Origin of the sequence: Pseudomonas sp. B35(2017), assembly GCF_002113645.1 — a bacterium.
Lineage (GTDB): Bacteria > Pseudomonadota > Gammaproteobacteria > Pseudomonadales > Pseudomonadaceae > Aquipseudomonas > Aquipseudomonas ekonensis.
The window spans coordinates 157,936-179,340 of sequence record NZ_NEIZ01000001.1 but is presented as its reverse complement, the minus strand read 5'-3'; the positions used below and the strand labels follow the sequence as shown (position 1 = coordinate 179,340).

Below are 21,405 nucleotides of genomic sequence, written 5' to 3'. Positions count from 1 at the left end.
CTATCGATTTAATAGCCGTCCGCTATGAACCGGAACGCCTGCGCCTGCACGGTCATCCTTGTACGGTGCGCCTGTTCGGAAGACTTCGGGGCCGGCGCACCGTTCAAAAAATGATCAATCTTCCTTCAGTTTCAGCAACGGTTCCTGAAACCGCAGCAGGCGCCCGGCATTGCCCAGCACCAGCAAGGTGCTGAGGTTGTGCAGCAGCGCAGCGATCATGGCCCCGGCTGCACCGAGCCAACCGAACGCGGCGAACACGACGATGGCCAGCGTCCAGCCCAGGCCGATGACCACGTTCACCTGTAACGTGCGCCGGCACTGGCGACTCAGCCGCACGCAGGTGCCCAGGCGTCGCAGGTCGCTGCCGATCAGCACGATGTCGGCCGAGGCCAGCGCGATGTCGGCGCCTCCCGCCCCCATCGCCACACCGACCACCCCGGCCTTGAGCGCCAATGAGTCGTTGATGCCGTCGCCGACCACCATCGGCCGGAAGCCGCTGTCGATCTCCTTCAGCACCCGGTTGAGCTTGTCCTCCGGCAACGCTTGGGCTTCCACTTCGTGCAGGCCGACATCCCGGGCCAGCGCGTTCGCCACACTGTGGCGATCGCCGGTCAGCAGCAATTGCCGTCCCAGGCCCAGGTCGCGCAACTCGCCCAGCGCCAGCCGCGCTTCCGGCTTGACGCTGTCGGCGAGCAGCAGCCAGGCGAGGAATTCGCCGTTCAGCGCCAGCCCGGCGATCGGGCCGTCGTGCTCCGGTACGGCGGTGGTGACGATGCCCAACTGCGTGAACAGCTCCGGGCGACCCAGCGCCGCTTCGCCCCGGGTCGTCATCGCGACCACGCCCAAGCCTTGCCGCTCGTGGATGTCGGTCAGCGCCAGGTCACTGTCCGGCTCGGCCAGACCGGCCAGCGCACGGCTGACCGGATGGCTGCTGGCTGCACCGATCGCCGCCGCCAGCGCAATCACCGTGCCGTGCTCGACGCGGGGGCTGTCGACCGACTGCAAGCGCAAGGTGCCGAACGTCAGGGTGCCGGTCTTGTCCACCACCAACGAGGTGAGATCGGCCAGCTCCTCAAGGAACGCCGAACTGCGGATCAGGATCCCGTGCCGCGCCGCCACCGCCACACCGGCAATCGCGGTGGCCGGCGCCGACAGCACCAACGCGCACGGGCAAGCCGCCACCAGCACCGCAAGCATCGCTTGCGCATCGTGGGTGATGAACCAGGTCACCGCCGCCAGCAGCAACACCAGCACCATGTAGCTGCCGGCGTAACGCTCCAGCAGGCGAGTGATCGGCGGCTTGGAGCGTTCGGCGTTCTGCATCAGGCCGATGACCTTGCCGAGGGTCGATTCATCGCCGGTGCGAGTCACCTCGATGCGCAGCAGGCCGTCGAGGTTGATCGCCCCGCCGAACACCTCCATGCCGACGCCCGCCTCCACCGGCACCGACTCGCCGGTGATCGACGCCGTGTCGAGGCTGGCCTGGCCGGACAGCACCCGCCCGTCCGCCGGCACCCGGTCCCCCGCCCGGACCTCAACCGTGTCGCCGGCCTTGAGCGTGCCGTTGTCGACTTCGATGACCGAGCCGTCGGCCTGAAGCTTGCGTGCATGGCTGCGGGTCAACTGGCCCAGCGCATGGATCGCCTCCTGGGAGCCGATCACGCTGCGTTCTTCCAGCACGTGGCCGAAGATCATGATGATCGGCAGCAACGCCGCCGTGAGCAGGTCACCGGTGGCCCAGGCGCCGAGCAGGGCCAGCGCGATCAACTGATCGGTGATGCCGTGCAGGCTCGGATAGCGCAGGCTGAACCAGGCCGAACGCATGACCGGCACCGCCACCAGAACCGACGCGACGCCCAGTAGCAACTGGCTGACGCCGGTCTGCTCCGGCATCAGCCAGCGCCAGATCAGCCCCAGCCCGAGCAGGCCCAGGGCGAGCATCGCCAGGGTCAACTGGCGTGCGGCGCGGCGCTGTTCCGCCGAGGACAACAGGCTCGGCGCAGGAAGGGTGTTCGTGGTCATTTGCTGGCTCCCTGAATGATCAGCCGGGCATCGTCCTTCGGATCCACCGTGGTGACTGAACCGGCCTGGCCGAGGACCTTCGGAATGCGCTCGCGGTACAGACGCAGCAACATCTGCGGGTCGCTGCCTTGCTGCCGGGCCTTGGCCAGGCTCAGGACCGTCGCCGTGTCGGCGGTGGCTTTGGCGAGCCGCTCACCGGCCTGCGCATGGGCGACCTGCAGTGTGCGGTCGGCTTGTTCGTTGGCGGTCTGGGTGAGCTTCTCCGCTTCGGTGCGGGCGTTGGCCACGGCTTTGTCGGCCTGTTGACTGGCGGTCAAGACGGCATTGAACGCACTCACCGCTGGCGCCGGCAGACTCGACTGCACGTCGACCCGCACCGCTTCGATGCCGATGCCCTGCCCGTCTGCCTTCAGCTCGGCCAGGCGTCGGTTGATGCCTTGCACCAGATCGCCGCGCAACCGTTCACGACGCTCGGCGGCCTGGTTATCGGCGCCGATCAGTTCAGGTCGGGCCACCAGAATCGTGTCCAGGTCCCGGGCGGCCGTCAGGGCCACCGCACTGCGGGTCACCAGGCGATCCAGCGCGGGCAGCACATGGTCACCTTGAAGCACATACGCATAAGGGTCGGTCACTTTGTAGAACACCCGAACATCCAGTTGCACGACGCCAGCATCCCCGGTGAGCAAATAGCCGGAACCGGCCAGCGCGTCGCTCAACGGTGTGGCGAATGTCACCACGCGATCCGCCTGCAAGGCCGCGTCGCTACGCAGCAGATTGTCGACCCGACGCTCGATCACCCGATCCGCCGCCGGCAGCAGCACCACTTGCTCGAAGGGTTCGGGCCAGGCCAACAGCAAACCGGCATTCTGAATCCGCTCCAACGCACCAAAATGCAAAACCACCGCGCGGTTCTGCGGATCGATCTGCCGCACATTGGAGAATGCCCAGGCCAGCGCCGCCAGCACGGTCACGGCGTACAGCGCAAAGAACGCAAGGCGTCCGGCCTGTATCCACGGGCTGTTCAACGGTTGTGTTCCACGTGGAACTTCACTCATGGCTGCGATCCGCTTTTGCTGTCGAGCGTCGGCGGACCGTCCACCAAGGCGCGGAACGGCGCGGCGTCGGTGCGCAGAATCAGCTTGGTGTCAGGCGTGACGATGGTGCCGAGGGTGTCCAGCGAACGCAGCAAGTTGTACAACTGCGGCGACCCGGCATAGGCGCGTCCGTAGATCTGCGCCGCCTCGACCCGGGACTGCGCCTCGATTTCTGCCGCCTTCACTGTGGCGTCGGCCTGCACCATGCGCGCATCGCGTTCGGCCGCGGAGCGGATCTGCGCCGCTTCGCGCTTGCCGACCGCCGTGCGTTCGGTGGCGATGGTTTCACGCTCGGCGCGCATCCGATCGACGGTGGCCGTGAGCGTCACCGACGGCAAGGTCAGCCGCTCAATGCCGACCTGCACCACCCGCACCCCGTAGGTCGCCAGCAATTGCTGGTCGATCTGTTGGCGCAACTGCGCCTCGAAGTCACCGATGCGCACCTGAGCGGCATCGGTGTTCACCAGATTCGCCAGGTCGAAACTGCTGGCGGTGGTCTCCAGCGCCGAACCGACAAACGTGCGGATCTGCCGCGCGGCTTCGTCCGGCTGGTTCTGCACGGCGCGAATGAAACGCTGCACGTTGTCCGGATCGCCCTGCACCTGCCACGCCACATACGCCTGCACGATGATGCGCAAGCCGTCGCGGGTGCCGACATCCTGCAGACCGCTGGACGTGGTGCGCAGACGCAAGTCCACCGGGATCGCCGCCTCGAACGGCGCCGGCCAGCGCCAGCCCAGCCCGGGATCCAGCAGCACCCGGGTCGGGTTGCCGAAGCGGGTGATCACCGTCGCCTCCCCGGAGCGCACCTGCACCAGGCTCGCCGCCGCGACGGCAAAGGCCACCAGCAACGCCGCCCAGCCCATGCGCCGCCACGGGAACGGCCCCGCTTCTTCCGGCTCGCCGTGGTGATGGTGATGATGACCGTGGGGATGGTGATGCCCGCCATGAGCATGACCGTGGCCGCTGTGATCGGAATGATCGTGAGTGTGCGACTGGCTCAATGGGTGACTCCTGGTTGAGCAACATTGCGTGCGGGCGCGGGATCGGCCGGCAGTGTGAAGGTGCGCAGGTCAATGGTCGGCGCATTGCCGCTGCCGCCCAGGCGGTGGTCGAGCACCAGCAGCCGGGCTTTGCTCAGCCCTTGGCTGAGCTGACCGAGGTACTGCTCCAGCACGAACGCTTGACCGGCGCTGGCGTAGGCCTTTTGTTCGGCCGAAAACTTCAGGTCCGCCGCCCGTGCCGCCGCTTCCGTTTCACGGGCATTGGCGGTGGCTTGATCCCCGGCAAGGCTGGCCTGCAGTTGCGCTTGGTTGCTGGCCTCGGCTGCTGCGCCGCGCTCGCGGGCGATCAACGCCTGCGCGCCGATCTGTGCGGCCTGCACGCCGTGATAGGCATTGGCCGCACCGGCTGGCGGATGAATGGCCTCGACCACCGTGGCGAGGATTTCCACGCCGCTGTCGAGTTTCTGCAGGTCGTGCTGCACCGCCCGGCCGATCTCCTCGGCGAGCCCTGTCCTGTCTTGCCCCAGCAAACCGTCGAGGGTTCGTGAGGCGAAATCGTGCACCAGAATCCGGCTGGCCGTGCTGCGGATCAGCGTCGGCACATCGGCGCTGTTGTAGGTGGCGGCCAAGGCAGCCTGATCGCTCAAACCGATGCGGTAGACGAAGCGCACGTCCATGTTGACGATCTGGAAGCTCTGCTGCCCGCCCCGGCTGCCGGCGATCACCTGGGACTTGTCGTTGACGTGGCTGGCGTCCCACAAGCGGTTGGCCGTCAGCGGCGGCGGACCTTCGGCGGGCTCCGCCTGAACGGGCGCCGGGTTTTCGCCGACGCTGGTGGCCAGCTCATGCACCACGCCGTTCTCGACGCTCAGCACCCGCCCCAACGGCCAGGGCAGACCGGCGTGCAGGCCGGGGCCGAACACCTGCACCGGTTTGCCGAAACACTCGTAGATGCCGCGGCCTTGCATCGGGATTTCATGAAGCCCGGTCAGCAGCCACCCCACCGCTGCGACCAGCGCCAGCACCGGCAGCAGGGCCCGGCGCATGTAGCTGAAGGCCCAGATCTGGCGCAGATCGATGCCGAAGCGGTTGTGCAGTTCATGCTGCAAGGCCAGCAGCGGCTGCGGCGGCCAGCGCAGCAGATCCGCCACAACGCTGCGCGCCAGCAGGGTCGGCTCGAGCGTCTCCCGGCGCGGGCTGAATAGCGACAACACCGCACGCAGCAGCAACTCCAGCGCCACCACGCCCGGCAGGAGGCCGATCAGCACCGCGACGCGCACCGGCCACACGGCGCTTTCGCTGGCGAACAACAGGCACAACGCCGCCAATACCAGACAGATGATCGCCACGCGCGCCAATTGCGCCAGCGAACCCGCTTCAGGCCATTGCGCTGGAGGCTCCTGGGCCCATTGCCGCTCCAGCACCAGCAACCCGAACGCCAGCACCAACGCCAGCGCGGCGCCGACCGTCGCCGATATGCCCACAGCGGCGGACGGCAACGCCAGGTTCCACGTCTGATCGACGCTCAACGCGGCCGCCAAGGCCCAGCCGCCCAGCCATAACGTGGGCGCGCCGACCTGCCCGAGCAGATGCAGGCCGCGACGACTCAACCGGTCGAGCAACCGCTCGTACCAACCGTCCGGTGCAGGCGAATCATCTTCGGGGACGACCGATGCGGATGGATCGATCACCCGTGCCCGCCAGCGGCTCACCCACCACGCCGATTGCAGCCCGGCCACCAATACCAGCAACGCAGCGCTGAGGTTGACCAGCAGCGCCGGCCACAACGATTGCGGGGCAAACAGCCCGACAAAGAACGCCAGCACCCACCCTGCCCCGGCCAGCGAGCCCAGCCCGACGGCCATCCGGCACAAGCGGCGACCTTGGGCCGCGGCCTGTTGAAAGCGCGGCAGTCCGGTCACATGGGTGCCATCCCCCTCCAGATCGACTTGCATATCCCCCCAAAACCCTTGGCTAACGGCACATATCGTTACGATATAACAAATGCCGTGAAATATTCGTACACAAATCCACTATCTAAAGACGACCCACCTGTCGCTTGCCTGAAGCCTTGACCGAAATGTCTGGAAACGCACATATTACGTTCGTAATTTTTAGTGCGGACTACCGTTACCGATCCGCATCCATCAACCGGGAGCAAGCGCATGAGCAACTATGACGTGGTGATTCTGGGCGGCGGCCCCGGCGGCTACAACGCGGCGATCCGCGCCGGCCAGCTCGGCCTCAAGGCCGCCTGCGTGGAGGGCCGCGCCACCCTCGGCGGCACCTGCCTGAATGTCGGCTGCATGCCCTCCAAGGCGTTGCTGCATGCCTCCGAACTGTACGAAGCGGCCTTGGGGCCGGAATTCGCCAACCTCGGCATCGAGGTCAAACCCTCGCTCAACCTCGCGCAGATGATGAAGCAGAAGGACGAAAGCGTCGCCGGCCTGACCAAAGGCATCGAGTTCCTGTTCCGCAAGAACAAGGTCGACTGGATCAAGGGCTGGGGCCATATCGACGGCCCCGGCAAGGTCAGCGTGACCGGCGATCAGGGCAGCCGCATCGAGCTGACCGCCAAGGACATCGTCATCGCCACCGGCTCCGAGCCCACGCCCCTGCCCGGCGTGGAGATCGACAACAAGCGCATCCTCGACTCCACCGGCGCGCTGTCGCTGGGCGAAGTGCCCAGACACCTGGTGGTGATCGGCGCCGGGGTGATCGGCCTGGAGCTGGGCTCGGTCTGGCGCCGGCTCGGGGCGCAAGTGACGGTGGTCGAATACCTGGACCGCATCTGCCCCGGCGTCGACGGCGAGGCCGGCAAAGCCTTGCAGCGCTCACTGGGCAAGCAAGGGATCGCGTTCAGGCTGAGCTCGAAAGTCACCAGCGCCACGACCACGGCCAACGGCGTGCAACTGAGCGTCGAACCCGCCGCCGGCGGCGACGCCGAATTGCTGGAAGCCGATTATGTGCTGGTCGCCATCGGCCGCCGGCCGTACACCCGCGGGCTGGGCCTGGAGAACGTCGGCCTGGGCACCGACAAGCGCGGCATGCTCGCCAACGACCGCCACCGCACCGAGGCCGCCGGGGTGTGGGTGATCGGCGACGTCACGTCCGGGCCGATGCTCGCGCACAAGGCCGAAGACGAAGCCATGGCCTGCATCGAGCGGATCGCCGGCAAGGCGGCCGAGGTCAACTACGACCTGATCCCCAACGTGATCTACACCCGGCCGGAACTGGCCAGCGTCGGCAAGACCGAAGAGCAGCTCAAGGCCGAAGGGCGGGCCTACAAGGTCGGCAAGTTCCCGTTCACCGCCAACAGCCGGGCCAAGATCAACCACGAGACCGAAGGTTTCGCCAAGGTCATCGCCGACGAGCGCACGGACGAAGTGCTGGGCGTGCACCTGGTCGGCCCGAGCGTCAGCGAGATGATCGGCGAGTACTGCGTGGCCATGGAGTTCAGCGCCTCGGCCGAGGACATCGCCCTGACCTGCCACCCGCACCCGACCCGCTCGGAGGCGCTGCGCCAGGCCGCGATGGATGTGGAAGGGATGGCGACGCAGATGTAGGCCGCCTGCAGACAGACCGCTATCGCGAGCAGGCTCGCTCCCACAGAGATTGATGCAGTCCCTGTAGGAGCGAGCCTGCTCGCGATGGGCTCAACTCGGCCTCAAGCCGGAAGATGCCCCAACGGCAACGCCCCCGGCGTTTTCACCGTGTTGATCGCAAAGTTGCTGCGGATGTCACTCACCCCCGGCAACTTCAGCAGGCAACCGGTGAGAAAGCGGTCATAGGCCCGCAGGTCAGGCACCACCACCTGCAACAGGAAGTCCGACTCGCCGGACACCAGAAACGCCGAAATCACCTCCGGCAGCGCCGTCACCGCCGCCCGGAACGCTTCGGCCCGCTCATCGTTGTGCCGCTCCACCTTGACCCCGACGAACACCGTCAGCCCCAGGCCCACTTCATCGCGGTCGAGGTTGGCCTGGTAGCCGCGGATCACCCCCGCCTCCTCCAGCATCCGCACCCGCCGCAGGCACGGCGACGCCGACAGGCCGATCTCGTCGGCCAGCTGCACGTTGCTCAGGCGTCCGTCCCGTTGCAGCGCGGCGAGAATCTTGCGGTCGAAGGCGTCCAGTTTCATGGTTGGCAGATCCTGATGGTCTATGCGCAAAAAGAAAGCAGGTTATGCCAATCCCAAGCGCATTTGAAGCGAACTACGCAACCACCTGCCCTGCCCTTCGGCCCTAGACTGAGCCGACCGAATCGACAACGAAAGAGGTGCGGCATGGCGAGTCTCTGGCTGTTTTTCCTGGCATTGGCGGTGGTCTACCTGCTTCCGGGCCCGGACATGATCCTGCTGTTGCAGACCGGCGCCCGTCAGGGCCGCGGTGCGGCGCTGGCCACTGCCGTCGGGCTGGCGGTGGCCCGGGGCTGCCATGTGGCGCTGGCGGGGCTGGGGCTGGCGGCGCTGTTCAAGGCCGCGCCGTGGACGTTCGACGTGGTGCGCCTGGCCGGGGCGGCCTACCTGCTGTGGCTCGGCGTCCAGTGCCTGCGCAGCACGTTGCTGCCGGACCTGAACGCGGCGCAAGTGCCGGACGCGAAGGCGCAGTGGCGCGAAGCGGTGCGCCGCGGCCTGCTGACCAATCTGCTCAACCCCAAGGCGTTGCTGTTCTGCTCGGTGCTGCTGCCGCAGTTCATCGTCGCCGACGGTGCGCCGGTGCTCACCCAGTTCGCCGTGCTCGGTGCCTTGCTGGTGGGCGCAGGGCTGCTGTTCGACAGCGCCTACGCCCTGGCCGGCGCCGCCCTGGGCCGCTGGCTGCACAACAGCCCTTCGGCTCAGCGCCTGCAACAGTGGCTGTTCGGCAGCCTGTTGATCGGTTTCGCCGTGCGCCTGACGTTCGTCCAGCAGGCCTAGGCTTTGCGGGCCTTGCGTCGGCGGCCGAACAGCCACAGCGCAGCGCCCGCCACCACCACGGCCGCGCCGATCTGCACCGGCCACTTGTAAGGACGCAGCGTCGAGCGCACGGCGTCGGTGACCTGGGTCACGTAACGCTTGTCCGCGTTCTCGAAGTCCGGATACGGGCACTGGTGGCCGAAGTCCACCGCCCACGGCACGTACGGGCCTTCCTTCACATAGCGCTGGTACAGCCCGCGCTGATCCTCCTCGCTGCTGTTCCAGCCGGCCGCCGTACACAGCACGGCGGCGAACGCCTGGCTGGTGTGCGGCAGGTTGTCGGCCGCGCGGTTGGCCAATGCGGTGGCGACGAACCGGTAGTGGTAACGCACGTCGGGCTGCGCCTCGCTGGCCTTCTGGCGCTGCACTTCGGCGTCGGCCACCAACGGGCCGACTTTCAGTTCGGTGGTTTCCAGGCTGTAGTTGCCGCCGAACGTCGCGTAATCCGGCGCCATCTCGTAGCCGAGGATGTCCATGCCCCATTCCCGGGCCGTCCAGGCCGCGTTGAACAGCGCGGCGGCGCGTTTGGTCGGCCACCAGGCCGAGTCGGCGTTCAGGCGCTGCTGACCGTACAGCCGGGCCTTGTTCTGCAGGTCGGGATTGTCGAAGTAGCCGACCGCCTCTTCGTAGCGACCTTCGCGCAGCAAGCGCCGGCCCAACAGGTTGCGCAGGTTCGCCGCCACCGACAGCGGCACGTAGTTGTCGCGGTCCTGCTGGCTCAGCACCGGCGGCGCCGGCACTTTCTCATCGACGTAGCGCTTGAGCTCATCGAGGGTCAGCACCCGCTCGGCCACGGTCGCGGCGTCGAACCAGTAAATGTCCTGGCTCTGGTACAGCCGGTCGAAGGCTTGCAGGTAATCGCCGCGCTGCAGGTCGAGGATCGCGCTTTCGCCGTCCACCCGGCACTTGGGCCGCAGGGTTTCGAAGGCCCAGTCCGGCGTGCGCCGCTCGCCCCACGATTCGTCCTTCGGGAAGGCCTGGGCGGCTTTGGCGTACGCCGCTGCGGCGGCGTTGGAATCGCCGTCGCGCACCGCCAGTTTCGCCCGCAGCCACCAGGCCAGCCCGCCGTCCCCGGCGTGTTCGAGAAGCGCCTTGGCGGTGGCGTAGTCGCCCTGCTGATAGTTCATCGCCGCCAGGCGGTCGGCGTTGTCCAGGCTGCCGCGGGTGCTGTCTTGCAGCAGTTTGATCAGTGCTTTCTCGCGCTCCGGCTGTTCGCCGAACGACCAGCCGATCCGGCTGATCAGCGAGGCCGTGACCAGTTGCTGCACCGCTTTGCCCCGCAGCAGCTTGGCCAGTTGATCCTCGGGTAAAGCCACCAGGTCGTTCACCAGCAGTTTCAGCGAAGACGCGCCCACCATCGAGCCATGCTGGTTCTGCGCCGCGTACAGTTCGATGGCGCCGTTCCAGTCGCCGGCGGTGCGCAGCACCCGGGCCTCTTCGCCGAGGCTGGCCACGCCCAGTTCCAGCGGGTCGCTGAAACCGTCGATGTTCAGCTGGCGGGTCTGGCGGAACGCGGCGAGCGCCTGCTCCAGCGGGTCGAGGGCGTCGTCCGCCTGCCCGCTCATGGCGTACAGGGAACGGCCCAGGGAGTACGCCGCCCACGTGCTGCGCAACGGACGCTGATCCGCCGGCAGCGCCAGCACCTGTCTGAAGTAGTCGGCGGCCAGCGGGTAATCGGCGGCGGCGAACGCCACGGCGCCGGCCACGTACAGGCGAACTTCGGCGGGAAGGCCGGTTCCCTGCTCATAGGCCTGACGGGCATCGCCGAGGCTGCGCAAGCGCTTGACCTGCGCCTGCGCAGCTTCGCTCAGGTCCGCCTGCTCGGCCTGCTCGCGCTCGTCGACGTACTCGCCGGGCTCGCCGTAGGCGTCCGGGTTGTGGGTGGCCACCGTCGTGAGCTTGAGCCCGTCGATGGCTTTGCCCAGGCGGCTGATCTCGAAGTTGAAGTTGCCCTCCGGCAGCTCCGCCAGCGATTGCCCGCGGTTGTCGAGCAGGCGCATCGGGAAGTCCGGGCCGCAGGCCAGCGCCGTGCCCAGCGGCAGGCTGAGGCTCAGGCAGAGCAGGTGGCGGGGCCAGTTACGGGTCAACATGCGAACCTCCTTGATCAATGTGTGCACAACGCGCCCAACCGACAGCACGCTGACCGCCCGCCGGCAACCGGCCGTCGCGCAGGCGGGTGAAGGTAAGCAGATCCGGCGTTTGTTGCAACGAGTAACCGGCCAGGGCGTCGGCGCCGACGCAGTCCCGGGCCTTGACCGTCAGGCGCGCGGGCCAAGGGCTGTCGAGATTGCCCCGGTTGGCGAGGCCGATGTCGTAAAGTCCGTCCTGCACCGTGAAGCTCACGCCGAGGCTGCTCGACAGGGGTTCGCCGCGGGCGACGGCACGCAACGTGGTCAGGCTCCAGGCCCGGCGGTCGTTGGCCAGCGGCAGGCGGAACCAGATCAGGCCGGCCAGATGCGCCGGGCGGTCTTCGCGCAGTGCGCTGGCCAGCCGGCTCAAGGCTTGTGGATCGGCGAGCAGTTCGCGGCGTTCGCCGCGCCGCGGGATCGCGACCTCGCTCTCCACTTCCGGCGCCCCGCCGCTGTCCGGCAACAGCGCCACGCCGTAGGCCGGCAGCGCCAGATAGAACGGCTTGTCGCTGACCCGTCCCCAGGCGTCCGCCCAGCGCCGCGCCTGATCCGCATCGAACAGGCCCCGGCGCGGATCGCTCACCGCATGCACCTGCAGCACGCTGCTGTCGACCGTCGCCAACAACGCCGGCAATTGCGGGCTGTCCAGCCACGCCGGCAACGCGGTGATGCTCAGCGGCAACGAGGGCGGCAGCGCCGGGCGCAGATGGGCGAGGAATTCGGCATAGGCCGGCAGCCGTGCGCTGCCGGCATCGTGGTCGATCTCAACGCCGGCCAACGTCAGCCCCTGTCCGCGCCAGTCGTCGAGCACCTGAAGGATCTGCGCCGTGGCGTGCGCAAGGTCCAGGGACTTGAGCTGGCCGTCGAGTCGAACCACCGCAATCAGCGGCCGACCGTCCTGGTGGAGCAACGCCGGATCGATCCGCGCCCGGCTCCATCCCGCCTGTGGAAACGCCTGCAACGCCAGCACCCGCACCGTGGAAAAGTCAGCGCGGCTGTCACGCAGCGCAGCCCCGTGGGCGGGCGTCCATTGGCGCTGCCAGATGTAGAGCTGCTGGTCGAGGGGCGGCGCCGGCGTCCGCTCACAGGCCGTGAGCCAAGTGGCGATGGCCAGCACCGCCGACAGCCCGATGAAAAACCGCATTGCTTGCGACTCCCTGACCACGCAAAGCGCCAAGGGTACACAAAACCTTTGCAAGCGACCGACATCTTGGTTGACTGAACTGACGCCATCGGCGGATCGCCGCCCGGGGCAAGCCCGCTCCCACAGTGGCCGGCGCGGCCCACACACGGTGGGGCCCGCCTGCTGGCGATGGCGTCAGTCAACGCACCGAACAATCCCGCGCCGGCACTACGGCTTGCGGGCGATGATCACCTGACTTTTCGCCACGACCGCATCCAGCGCCTGCTTGATCTGCGCGCCACGCGGCGAGTCGAGCACGGTTTTCCAGGTGTCGGCCCAGTGGTTGAGCAGCGGATGGTCGGCGTTGCTGAAGTCCACCTTCGCCTCCCAGAACAGCAGCATCCACATCGACCAGTAGAAGCCGTACGAACTGTGGCTGATGATCTCCAGGCCCGCGTCGCTGACCATTCCCTTGAACTGCTCCTCGCCGATGATCCGGATGTGGTTCGGCTTCTGGAAATACTCCGGCGCGGCGATGTCCTTCTGCAGGTCTTCGGAGCTTGGGTGCGGCACGCTCAGCAGGTACAGCGCCCCCGGCCGGCCGACCCGCACCAGTTCGGCGAGGAACTGCGCCGGGTCGTCGACGTGCTCGATGACTTCGGTGGACACCACGCGGGTAGCGGTGGCGTCGGCGATCGGCAGCGGGTTGCAGTCGGTGACATGGCACTCGACGTCGCGCGCCGGCGTGTCGCCCAGACGCTGGCGAGTGGCCTCGACCTTGGCGCCGTCGATGTCGGCGATGATGATCTTCGCCCCGCGCATCCCGCAGAAATGCACGTTGCCGCCGTCGCCGCAGCCTACATCCAGCAGGGTGTCGTCGGCCGTCACCGGAAAGCCTGTGAACAGCTCGCCGGTCTCCTGGTTGAACCAGCCGCTGAGCATGGCGTCGCGCAGCCCGAGCATGTACGGATCGACCTTGTCGGCGACCGGGGCGACAGGCTCGGCGGACGGCGCCGCCGTGAGTTTCTTCAAAAGGCTCAGCATGAGGTGGCTCCAGGGGATGGGACGGCGGTGGGTGACGTGCGCAGGCGCCGCACCAGGGCGGCGCCGCGGTTGCGCATGGGCATTTCGATCAGGTGGTAGTTCAGTTCGCTCAGCAGCGCGATCAGGCCGGCGGCGGCCAGGAGCGTGGCGACCGGGTGGCCGCCGAAGTCGGGAAGGCCGGCGGCCTGCAGGCGCCAACTCAGTTCGCGCACCAGTTGATAGGCCGGAATGTGGATCAGGTAGATGCCGTAGGAGCGGCTGCCGATCCACGCCATCAGTCGTTGCGTCCGACCCGCCGGCAGCAGGTAGTTGCCGTTGTACGATGCGATCCACACCAGCGCCGCGCCGAGCACGGCGATCGAGCCGATGCGGTAAGGGGCGAAGGTGAAACGGTCGGTGGCCATGAAGCTCAGCAACGCCGCGACCGCGATCAACGTCGGGAGGCCGAGCCAGGGCCGGCTCAGGAACCTCGGTTCGAAGCGCCGCCACGACGCTTGCGCGCTCCACATCGCCAGCAGCACGCCCAACGCCAGCGCATCGGTGCGGATCACCATCAGCAGCGGCGTGCGCACGGTGAAGAGCTGCACCGCGACCAAGGCGAGCAAGGCCCAGACCAGTCGCTTGCGGCACACCAGGATCAACAGCGGAAACAGCAGGTAGAACTGTTCCTCCAGCGACAGGCTCCAGTAGACGAAACTGCTGCCGTACTCGTAATGGAAAAAACTGTCGGCGAAGCGGAAGTTGGCGTATTGAAACACCCCGGCGAAGGTGGCCTGCACGTTGGCCTGCCAGGTGCCGAAGGCCCCCGAACGGTTGAGGAACACGCAGGCCAGCAGCATCAGCGCCAGCCACAGCCAGGCCGACGGCAGCAGCCGGAACGCCCGGCGCAACCAGAAGTCGCGCACCTGCAGCCACTGCGCCTGGCGGCCTTCGCAACCGCGCAGCACCGGAATCAGGCTGCGGGCGATGACGAACCCGGAGATCGCGAAAAACAGGTCGACGCCCCACCACGGCTGCGCCCAGGCATGGATCGTCTCCAGCAACGGCACCGGATCGGTGAACAGGCTGCCTTGCAGGTGATGGAACAGCACCCCCAGCACCGCAATGGCCCGCAGCACTTCGATGTCCAGGATCCGCCGTTCGCTCATCGGCTCAGGCACCGCAGGTTTGCGCAGGGACCGTCGCGCACAACTCCTGCGCCCGCCCCAGGAAATCGCGCAAGCGCTGCTCCGCCACGGCCTGGCTGCAAAAGGCCTGAAGGCTGCGCACCGCGTGCGCCGACATCTGCGCGTAGCGTTGCGGATCGTGCTTGGCCACCTCGTAGCTGGCCCGGTAGGCGTCGCGCACCGACGCCCAGTCGGTGATGTAGCGCAAGGTCCGGTAGGCCTTGCGCGGGTCGTGGGGCCACGCGGTGAGTTCGTCGGTGGTGCGCACCAGGAACGCGTTGTCCCCGTCCAGGTAATCGATCATCGCCGTGGTGCGCGGGGCCACGGCCGGCTTGCCGCAGGACATGAACTCCATCAGCGGCAGGCATTGCCCTTCGCCGTAGGAGGTGTTCACCACATAGCGGGTCGCCTGCACCAGCCGTTCGTAGTCCGCATCCGCCAGGTAGCCGTGGATCAGCACGATGCGGCAGCGATAGGACTGGTTCTTGTAGAGGTGATGGAGGATGTCGCCGAGCGCCTCTTCGGCGTCGTGATGCGTGAGCTTGAGCACCAGCGTCGCATCCTCGGTGTCGCGGAAGGCGACGCAGAAGGCGCTGAGCATGTCCTCCCAGTTCTTGCGGCCGTCGCCGGGGTTGAACACCGAGGTGTACACCACGCCGTCGAGCACCAGTTCCTGCTCCTGGACCGGCGCCTTGAAGTCGATGGCCTTGCCGCGGCGAAGATGCACCGGGCCGAACGCCTCCAGGTCGAGCTGACGGCTGTCGGCCACCAGCCCTTTGATCGTCAAACGCACCGGCCCCGTCTGCGGCCGAGCCTGAGCCGACGTGCCACGGGCGCTGAAGCGGTCCCATACCGGAGCCGGCACGGAGATGATCGGGTAATCGGTTCCCATGGCCTGGTGCACGGCATCGACCGTGTAGCCGGAATGCGTGATGGCCGCGCCGCAGGCCTGCAGCACGGTGCGCCAGTCGTTGCGCGGCTCGCCGGCGAACGGTTCGTCGGGGATGGTGCTGAACTCCCAGGCGAACACCGGCAAGGTCGGGCAGGCCAGGTGCACCGGCGTGCGGTGCGGCGGCGAAAAGGACAGGAACACGCAAGGCTCGCCGCGGGCGACGCACTCAAGGTACAGCGCATCGACCTCGCGCTGCGGATCGCGGACTTCGACCACCCGCCCCAGGCGCTCGAGCACGGGCCGATACTCCTTGAGCACGAAGTAATAGCTGTACTCGGAGCGGCCGAGGTTGCGCTCGATGGTGTGCTGGTTGGTTTCGGAATGAATGATGATCAGCATGAGGCGTCTTCCGTAACGGGTGCGGCAACGGCGCTCGGCGGCACCAGCCCAAGGAAGTCCGCCAGCCTTTTTTGCACCGGCGCGAACGCACAGTAGGCGCGCATGCGTTCGAGCGCAGCGACGGACAAGTGCCGGTAAGCCTGCGGCTGGCTCTTGGCGAGCCGGTAGCTGTTTTCGTAGGCGTCCTTGAGCGATCCCCAGTCGGGCCGGTGGCGCAGCGTGCGGTAGATGATCCGCGAGTCCTGGGGCCAGATGGTCAGCTCTTCGCTGGACTTGACCACGAACGCCACGCTGTCGTCGATGTAGTCCTCCATGGCCGTATGGTCCGGAGCGATGGCCGGCTTGCCGCTGGCCATGAACTCCATCAGCGGCAGGCACAGGCCTTCGCAGCGCGACGCGTTGACGTAGAAACTGGCGGCCTCGTACAGCCGGGCATATTGGGCATCGTCCAGGTAGCCGTGCATCACCACGACGCGGCACGCGAAAGGCGAAAGCTGCGCCAGCAGGGTCATCAACTCGCCGTGGTAGGACGCCAGATCGTTCTGGGTGATCTTCAGCACCAGCGTCGCGTCAGGCGTTTCGCGAAACGCCCAGCAGAACGCGGTGATCATCTGGTGCCAGTTCTTGCGGCCGTCCTTGGGGTTGAACACGGTGACGTACACCACCCCGTCGACCCGGGTCTCGACCACCTGCGAGGTGTCCGGCAGGTTCAGCGGCGCAGGCGCAGGCTCAGCCACCGCCTGCGGGCCGGCGATCGCCGGCAGTTGCCGGGCCAGCCACCCGTGGGCCTTGTCCGACAGCAGGTCGCGGATCCCTTCCCAGTACCAGTGGTGCAGGAACTTGACCCGCGGCACGCCTTGCTCGCGGCCGAGATCCAGCGCCCACTGGCGCAAGAAGTGCCGGGCGATGACGAAACGGCGCTTGAGGGTCAAGGGCGGCGGACGCAGCGCCTCGAGCGCCGCTTCCTCTTCCGGCGTCAGCGGCTTGGGCACCAGGTCGTCGGCCGACAGGGCCAGGGTGCGGGTGTCGAAAATGCAGCCCTTGATCGACAGCGTCATGCCCGGGTTCACCGGCGCATCGGCCTGCCGCTCGCGGATGGCGGCAAAGTTCTCCCACAGCGGGGTGGGCAGGACCAGCACGGGAAAGTCGTCGCCCATGGCCCGGCGGATCGCCCGGGCGGTGTGGCTCGACAGCGTGATCACCCGGCCATGGCGCGCCAGCATGCGCGTCCAGTCATGGCGCGGATCGTCGTCCCACTGCTCGTCGGGGATCGAATCGAACTCCCAGGCGACCACGCAGACCATCGGGCAGGCCAGCTCGGTCGGGGTTTTCTGGGGCGGTGCGAACGACAGGAAAAGACAGTCTTCGCCACGGGCGAGCAACTGCCGGTAAAGGGGATCGACTTCGGCCGGGGAAGACACCACATGCACTTGCCCGAGGCTTTCGAGCACCGGCCGGTAGGCCTTGAGCACAAAGTAGTAGCTGTATTCGGGACGTCCCAGGCTCTGGCTGATGGAGTGGTCGTTGACGTCGGAGTAGAGAATGAAATTCATGGCATCCCACGATGAAACAGCCGTCCCGGCCATTTCATTTCATGACGGAGAACTGCAACCGGGCAAGTCGCGGATGGCGCAGGCCCTGGTGTTCGATCCGTCTACGTTCTTGTTTTAGTGGTCAGCTTCACAGGGTTCTCGCGTCGCCCTGCCGAACCTCGGCCAATCGTGACGAGGGGCATTCTAAACACATCCGCCGCGACTTCGTGAACCATCCGGCGCGAATAAATGGGGCAGCGCAAAGCAGAACTGACCGGTCACGGTAAGACTTGTTGAAATTGCTGATTAATTGGCACAGATTGGCAACCAAACAACTACAACAACCTCGCCTGTCCTCTTACAGGGGCTCTAGCTCCGGTCTGACAGACATTCCCCCCAAGCCTGTGGGAAAACGGTGAGAGTTCAAGACCAAGGGATCGCGGTTTGAAAAACTGTCCGTTCGTTCCGGTGACCAAAGGCTCCGGTGAGCCACCTGCCAAGCTGCATCCGGACACGGCCGGCGGGCGTCTGCCGGGGGGCATGTCATGACGCGCCTGCTGGTGGAATGCACCCACGTTTTCCAGCATCCGCAGATCAACTCCGGCATCCAGCGGGTGGTGCGCAACGTCATCAACCAATTGCCGCCCAGCGTGGACGGCGTCGAGTGCGTGCCGGTGGTGTTCCTCAACGGCAAGCTGTACCGCGTGCTGCGCCTGGCCCCCTTGGACACGCCCCTGTCCAACCGCATCGTAGAGTTCGGCGGACGCCTGGAGCGTCTGGCCCATCATTTCCTGCAGTGGTATCAGGCCCGTGACCGCCGCCTCACCAGCCGGATCGCCCGCCGGGCGTTTTACGCAGCCTACCGGCTCAGCGCCATGGCCGCCTTCAGCGTGCCGCTGCGCCTGGTCGAACGGATCAACCGCCATCAACTGCCCAGCCGCTGCGAACCGCTGCAGCATCGGCCGGGGGATCAACTGGTGCTGCTCGACTCCTCGTGGAACCCGGACTTCTTTCCCCACGCCGAACAGCTCAAGCGTGAAGGCGTCGGCATCACGGCCGTGATCTACGACCTCATTCCGCTGACCCACCCGCATTTCTACGACGCGCGCCTGGTGCAGGTCTTCAACACCTGGTTCGACTGGATCACCCGCATCGCCGACGGTTACGTCGCCATTTCGGCGACCGTGCGCGACCAGATGCGCAGCGAACTGGAGCGGCGCCTCGGCCACGCGGCGGCGCGCAAAACCTGGTTCGACTATTTTCACCTGGGCTGCGAGCTGGACCTGAGCGCCGCCGACGCGGCCGTCGAGCCAGGCCTGGAACGCCTGTTCTCCACCCCCAAGCCGGTGTACCTGATGGTCAGCACCATCGAGCCACGCAAGAATCACAGTTACCTGCTCGACGCCTTCGAACGCGCCTGGGCCGCCGGCTCCAAGGCGCGCCTGTGCATCGCCGGGCACATCGGCTGGAAGTGCGAAACGTTGCTTGCGCGGATCCGCAACCACCGCGAGTTCAACCAACGGCTGTTCATGTTCAACGACCTGAACGACACCAGCCTGGAATACGCCTACTCCCGCGCCAGCTCGCTGGTCTTTCCTTCCTACGTCGAAGGCTTCGGCCTGCCGCTGGTGGAAGCGATGCAGCGCGGCTTGCCCGCGATGGGCAGCGACATTCCGGTGTTCCGCGAGATCGGCCGCGAGTTCATGGCCTATTTCGACTTGAACGACCCGCAGACGCTGGCCGACCTGATCGGCGACTTCGAACGCAGCGGCCGCTTCCCGGCAGCCCGTGACGTCGCCGACTGGAAATGGCTCACCTGGCGCGAGGCCAGTGCGCAAATGGCGGCACACACCTTGCGCAACCTGCCGTCCGGCCCTGTCCCGCAACACGTGCATTCCCTTCAATACACCTGAACCGGTCGCCGGCCCCCGGCGAACCGGTTATCCACAGGCCCGTCCGGTCACAGGTCCAGCACCAGGGCCTGGGTTCCGGCGGCCGGCACCGCGCAGCAGATCAGCACATGCCCGTCCTCCGGGCTTTCGGCCGGGGGCTGTGGATAATGCACCGCGCCGCTGACCAGCCGTGTCCGGCACGTGCCGCACGAACCGCCCCGGCAACTGAACTCCGGACGCAGGCCGCGGCTTTCCGCCAGCTCCAGCAGGCTGCCGCCCTCCGGATGCCACCGGGCTTCCTTGGCCGACCGCTCGAACACCACCGGCACCGGGGCAGTGGCCGCCGGCGGCTGATCGATCACCACCGCGTCCGGATCCGCCCGGCGGCGCAACGTCGACGGGCCGAAGGTTTCGGCATGGATCTGCGCATCCCGCACATCCAGCGCCAGCAGGCTGTCGTACACGCCTTGGGTAAAGGCGCCGGGGCCGCACAGAACGAAGTCCACCTGATCGAAGTCATCGACCGTCAACAGATTGCGCAGCAGGTCGCCGTCGATCCGTCCGCGCAGGTCGAAGTCCTCGCCTTCGCGCAGGCCGTCCTCGGGTTGACTGAGCAGGCGCAGCACCCTCACCGCGTCCCCGGTGTCCTCCAGCAGCCGGTCCAGCTCGGCGCGGAACGGCTGGTCGGCCAGGCTGCGGGAACTCTGGATGAACCAGGTCGGCCGGATCCGCCGCGTGCGCAGGCCCTGATACACGACCTCACGCAGCATCGACAGCAGCGGCGTGACCCCGACCCCGGCGGCCAGCAGCACCAGAGGCCGCCGCTCCAGCGCCGCCACGGTGAAATGCCCTTGGGGCGCACGCGCCTCCAGCACATCGCCGACACGCACCTGTTCATGCAGATAGGTGGAGATGCGACCTTCACGCTTCACGCTGATCCGGAAGAAATCGTCCGACGGTGCCCCGGACAGGCTGTAGGTGCGGATGTGCGTCTCACCGTCGAGGGTGAAGCGCAGCGGCAAATGCTGGCCGGCCTGGAACACCGGCAGCCCGGCGCCGTCCACCGGCTCCAGATAGAACGAGCGGATGTTGCGGCTCTGCGTCTCGATCCGCGCCACCCGCAACGGCCGCCAGCGGTCGCCCAGCGCCTGGGCCTGCAGGCGCGCCTCGGCCTGGGGCCAGTTGCCGGTCAGCAGGCTGGTGGGCGACATGCCCTCGAAGCGCCAGCGCAAGGCCAACGCCGCCGGCCGCCGCACCAGTTTTTCTACCTCGAACGTCCACAGCCGCTCGGCCCCTTGGAACGCGGCGATCTGCGGATCATCGAGGATCACTTCGGTGCGCCCGCTGAGCTGCAGCAGGTCGCCTGTGGAAAAGTCGATGAACAGCAGCCCCGCCCGGGGGTTGAGCAACAGGTTGCCGAGGGTGTTGAAATGCAGGTTGCCGGCGAAGTCCGGAATGGTCAGGCGATTGCCCTGCACCCGGACGAAACCGGCCTGGCCGCCACGGTGCGAGACGTCCACCGAACGCTGGCCGTCGACCTCGACGTAACTGGCGACAAAGAAGGTGTCGGCCCCTTCGATCAGGGCGCGGGCGTCATCGTCGAGGGCGTCCAGGTGCGTGGCCGGCCGCGTCGCCGGATCCGTCAGCGGCACGCGCTGAAACTGACGCAACTGAATGTACTGCGGACAGTTGCCGAAGGATTGCTCAACCGTCACCTCGAAACCGTCGGCCCCAAGAGCGCCGATGCGCCCGTTGAGCCGGTTGCGGCGGCGGGTGTGCAATTCGATGCCGAGCAGGCCGATGGCGGCGCCGTCCTGCAACGCCGCCGGGTCATCGGCGGCGGGCAGGCCCAGGAAGTGCAGATGCTCCGGATCCGGCGAGCGGGCGAACCCCGGCTCGCCTTCCAGCACGCTGGCCCAGGGCCGGCCTTCGCCATCCACCGCGCCGTACAGCATGAACGGCAGTTGCCGGTAGAACTCGCGGTGCTGGTCCGGCATCCAGGTGCGGATCACCTTGCGCCCGAACGCCTCCATCCGCTCGGCGACGCCGACATGGTTTTGCAGTTGCCGTTCGCCGGCGTGCCAGGGTGAACGTTCCATCACAGAGCCTCCCCTACGCCGCCGGCGCAGTGTGGATGGCCCGGCTCGGCCGGGC

General features: G+C 67.2%; 15 protein-coding genes. 3 read left to right on the top strand and 12 right to left on the bottom strand.

Annotated elements, in window-relative coordinates; all coding sequences use genetic code 11:
• Window positions 1-114: 114 nt before the first annotated feature.
• The 4 genes from CAG41_RS00835 to CAG41_RS00820 are packed head-to-tail and all read right to left on the bottom strand — an operon-like array spanning window position 115 to window position 6,075.
• Window positions 115-2,022 carry a heavy metal translocating P-type ATPase gene (locus CAG41_RS00835; RefSeq protein ID WP_085706618.1) on the bottom strand — a complete coding sequence of 636 codons (1,908 nt, stop codon included), beginning with the start codon at window positions 2,020-2,022 and terminating at the stop codon, window positions 115-117.
• A complete protein-coding gene (gene hflK / locus CAG41_RS00830; protein ID WP_085638671.1) occupies window positions 2,019-3,077 on the bottom strand; it encodes a protease modulator HflK in 1,059 nt (352 codons plus the stop codon). Before hflK ends, CAG41_RS00835 begins: the two co-directional genes overlap by 4 nt.
• Window positions 3,074-4,120, bottom strand: a complete 1,047-nt coding sequence (hflC, locus tag CAG41_RS00825; protein ID WP_085706617.1) for a protease modulator HflC — start codon at window positions 4,118-4,120, stop codon at window positions 3,074-3,076. The genes hflK and hflC overlap by 4 nt, the downstream gene beginning before the upstream one ends.
• Window positions 4,117-6,075, bottom strand: coding sequence for a protease modulator HflK (locus CAG41_RS00820; RefSeq protein WP_085706616.1), 1,959 nt, complete (start codon window positions 6,073-6,075; stop codon window positions 4,117-4,119). Before CAG41_RS00820 ends, hflC begins: the two co-directional genes overlap by 4 nt.
• A 210-nt stretch (window positions 6,076-6,285) precedes the next feature.
• Between CAG41_RS00820 and lpdA the strand changes: the two genes are divergently transcribed.
• Complete coding sequence (gene lpdA / locus CAG41_RS00815; protein ID WP_085579209.1) at window positions 6,286-7,686, top strand: dihydrolipoyl dehydrogenase; 1,401 nt, start codon at window positions 6,286-6,288, stop codon at window positions 7,684-7,686.
• A 101-nt stretch (window positions 7,687-7,787) separates the two neighbouring features.
• On the opposite strand, the gene CAG41_RS00810 is transcribed toward lpdA, so the two are convergent.
• Complete coding sequence (locus CAG41_RS00810; protein ID WP_085579211.1) at window positions 7,788-8,261, bottom strand: Lrp/AsnC family transcriptional regulator; 474 nt, start codon at window positions 8,259-8,261, stop codon at window positions 7,788-7,790.
• A gap of 144 nt (window positions 8,262-8,405) precedes the next feature.
• On the opposite strand from CAG41_RS00810, the gene CAG41_RS00805 reads away from it, so the two are divergent.
• On the top strand, window positions 8,406-9,035 hold the full coding sequence (locus tag CAG41_RS00805) for a LysE family translocator (RefSeq protein WP_085630326.1): 630 nt from the start codon (window positions 8,406-8,408) through the stop codon (window positions 9,033-9,035).
• Here CAG41_RS00805 and CAG41_RS00800 read toward each other — a convergent pair.
• From CAG41_RS00800 to CAG41_RS00775, 6 genes are all read right to left on the bottom strand, one after another.
• Window positions 9,032-11,164, bottom strand: a complete 2,133-nt coding sequence (locus CAG41_RS00800; protein WP_085706615.1) for a hypothetical protein — start codon at window positions 11,162-11,164, stop codon at window positions 9,032-9,034. The genes CAG41_RS00805 and CAG41_RS00800 overlap by 4 nt on opposite strands.
• Window positions 11,151-12,347 (bottom strand): DUF3142 domain-containing protein, encoded by a 1,197-nt coding sequence (locus CAG41_RS00795; RefSeq protein ID WP_085706614.1) that lies wholly within the window; start codon window positions 12,345-12,347, stop codon window positions 11,151-11,153. The genes CAG41_RS00800 and CAG41_RS00795 overlap by 14 nt, the downstream gene beginning before the upstream one ends.
• A gap of 207 nt (window positions 12,348-12,554) precedes the next feature.
• Window positions 12,555-13,370 carry a class I SAM-dependent methyltransferase gene (locus tag CAG41_RS00790; RefSeq protein ID WP_085579219.1) on the bottom strand — a complete coding sequence of 272 codons (816 nt, stop codon included), beginning with the start codon at window positions 13,368-13,370 and terminating at the stop codon, window positions 12,555-12,557.
• Window positions 13,364-14,518 carry an acyltransferase gene (locus tag CAG41_RS00785; RefSeq protein ID WP_085638686.1) on the bottom strand — a complete coding sequence of 385 codons (1,155 nt, stop codon included), beginning with the start codon at window positions 14,516-14,518 and terminating at the stop codon, window positions 13,364-13,366. Before CAG41_RS00785 ends, CAG41_RS00790 begins: the two co-directional genes overlap by 7 nt.
• 4 nt (window positions 14,519-14,522) lie before the next feature.
• A complete protein-coding gene (locus tag CAG41_RS00780; protein ID WP_085706613.1) occupies window positions 14,523-15,827 on the bottom strand; it encodes a glycosyltransferase in 1,305 nt (434 codons plus the stop codon).
• Window positions 15,821-17,380 (bottom strand): glycosyltransferase, encoded by a 1,560-nt coding sequence (locus tag CAG41_RS00775; RefSeq protein ID WP_085638693.1) that lies wholly within the window; start codon window positions 17,378-17,380, stop codon window positions 15,821-15,823. The genes CAG41_RS00780 and CAG41_RS00775 overlap by 7 nt, the downstream gene beginning before the upstream one ends.
• 524 nt (window positions 17,381-17,904) lie before the next feature.
• Between CAG41_RS00775 and CAG41_RS00770 the strand changes: the two genes are divergently transcribed.
• Window positions 17,905-19,272, top strand: coding sequence for a glycosyltransferase family 1 protein (locus tag CAG41_RS00770; RefSeq protein WP_085638696.1), 1,368 nt, complete (start codon window positions 17,905-17,907; stop codon window positions 19,270-19,272).
• 47 nt (window positions 19,273-19,319) lie between these two features.
• Here CAG41_RS00770 and CAG41_RS00765 read toward each other — a convergent pair whose 3' ends face one another.
• Window positions 19,320-21,350 (bottom strand): pyridoxamine 5'-phosphate oxidase family protein, encoded by a 2,031-nt coding sequence (locus tag CAG41_RS00765; protein ID WP_085579227.1) that lies wholly within the window; start codon window positions 21,348-21,350, stop codon window positions 19,320-19,322.
• Between the last annotated feature and the right edge of the window lie 55 nt (window positions 21,351-21,405).

What these genes read in the sequence shown, in the direction of transcription:
- CAG41_RS00835 (WP_085706618.1), bottom strand. Translation starts at nt 2,022, where the DNA reads ATGACCACGAACACCCTTCCTGCGCCGAGCCTGTTGTCCTCGGCGGAA.
- hflK (WP_085638671.1), bottom strand. Translation starts at nt 3,077, where the DNA reads ATGAGTGAAGTTCCACGTGGAACACAACCGTTGAACAGCCCGTGGATA.
- CAG41_RS00820 (WP_085706616.1), bottom strand. Translation starts at nt 6,075, where the DNA reads ATGCAAGTCGATCTGGAGGGGGATGGCACCCATGTGACCGGACTGCCG.
- lpdA (WP_085579209.1), top strand. Translation starts at nt 6,286, where the DNA reads ATGAGCAACTATGACGTGGTGATTCTGGGCGGCGGCCCCGGCGGCTAC.
- CAG41_RS00810 (WP_085579211.1), bottom strand. Translation starts at nt 8,261, where the DNA reads ATGAAACTGGACGCCTTCGACCGCAAGATTCTCGCCGCGCTGCAACGG.
- CAG41_RS00805 (WP_085630326.1), top strand. Translation starts at nt 8,406, where the DNA reads ATGGCGAGTCTCTGGCTGTTTTTCCTGGCATTGGCGGTGGTCTACCTG.
- CAG41_RS00800 (WP_085706615.1), bottom strand. Translation starts at nt 11,164, where the DNA reads ATGTTGACCCGTAACTGGCCCCGCCACCTGCTCTGCCTGAGCCTCAGC.
- CAG41_RS00795 (WP_085706614.1), bottom strand. Translation starts at nt 12,347, where the DNA reads ATGCGGTTTTTCATCGGGCTGTCGGCGGTGCTGGCCATCGCCACTTGG.
- CAG41_RS00790 (WP_085579219.1), bottom strand. Translation starts at nt 13,370, where the DNA reads ATGCTGAGCCTTTTGAAGAAACTCACGGCGGCGCCGTCCGCCGAGCCT.
- CAG41_RS00785 (WP_085638686.1), bottom strand. Translation starts at nt 14,518, where the DNA reads ATGAGCGAACGGCGGATCCTGGACATCGAAGTGCTGCGGGCCATTGCG.
- CAG41_RS00780 (WP_085706613.1), bottom strand. Translation starts at nt 15,827, where the DNA reads ATGCTGATCATCATTCATTCCGAAACCAACCAGCACACCATCGAGCGC.
- CAG41_RS00775 (WP_085638693.1), bottom strand. Translation starts at nt 17,380, where the DNA reads ATGAATTTCATTCTCTACTCCGACGTCAACGACCACTCCATCAGCCAG.
- CAG41_RS00770 (WP_085638696.1), top strand. Translation starts at nt 17,905, where the DNA reads ATGACGCGCCTGCTGGTGGAATGCACCCACGTTTTCCAGCATCCGCAG.
- CAG41_RS00765 (WP_085579227.1), bottom strand. Translation starts at nt 21,350, where the DNA reads ATGGAACGTTCACCCTGGCACGCCGGCGAACGGCAACTGCAAAACCAT.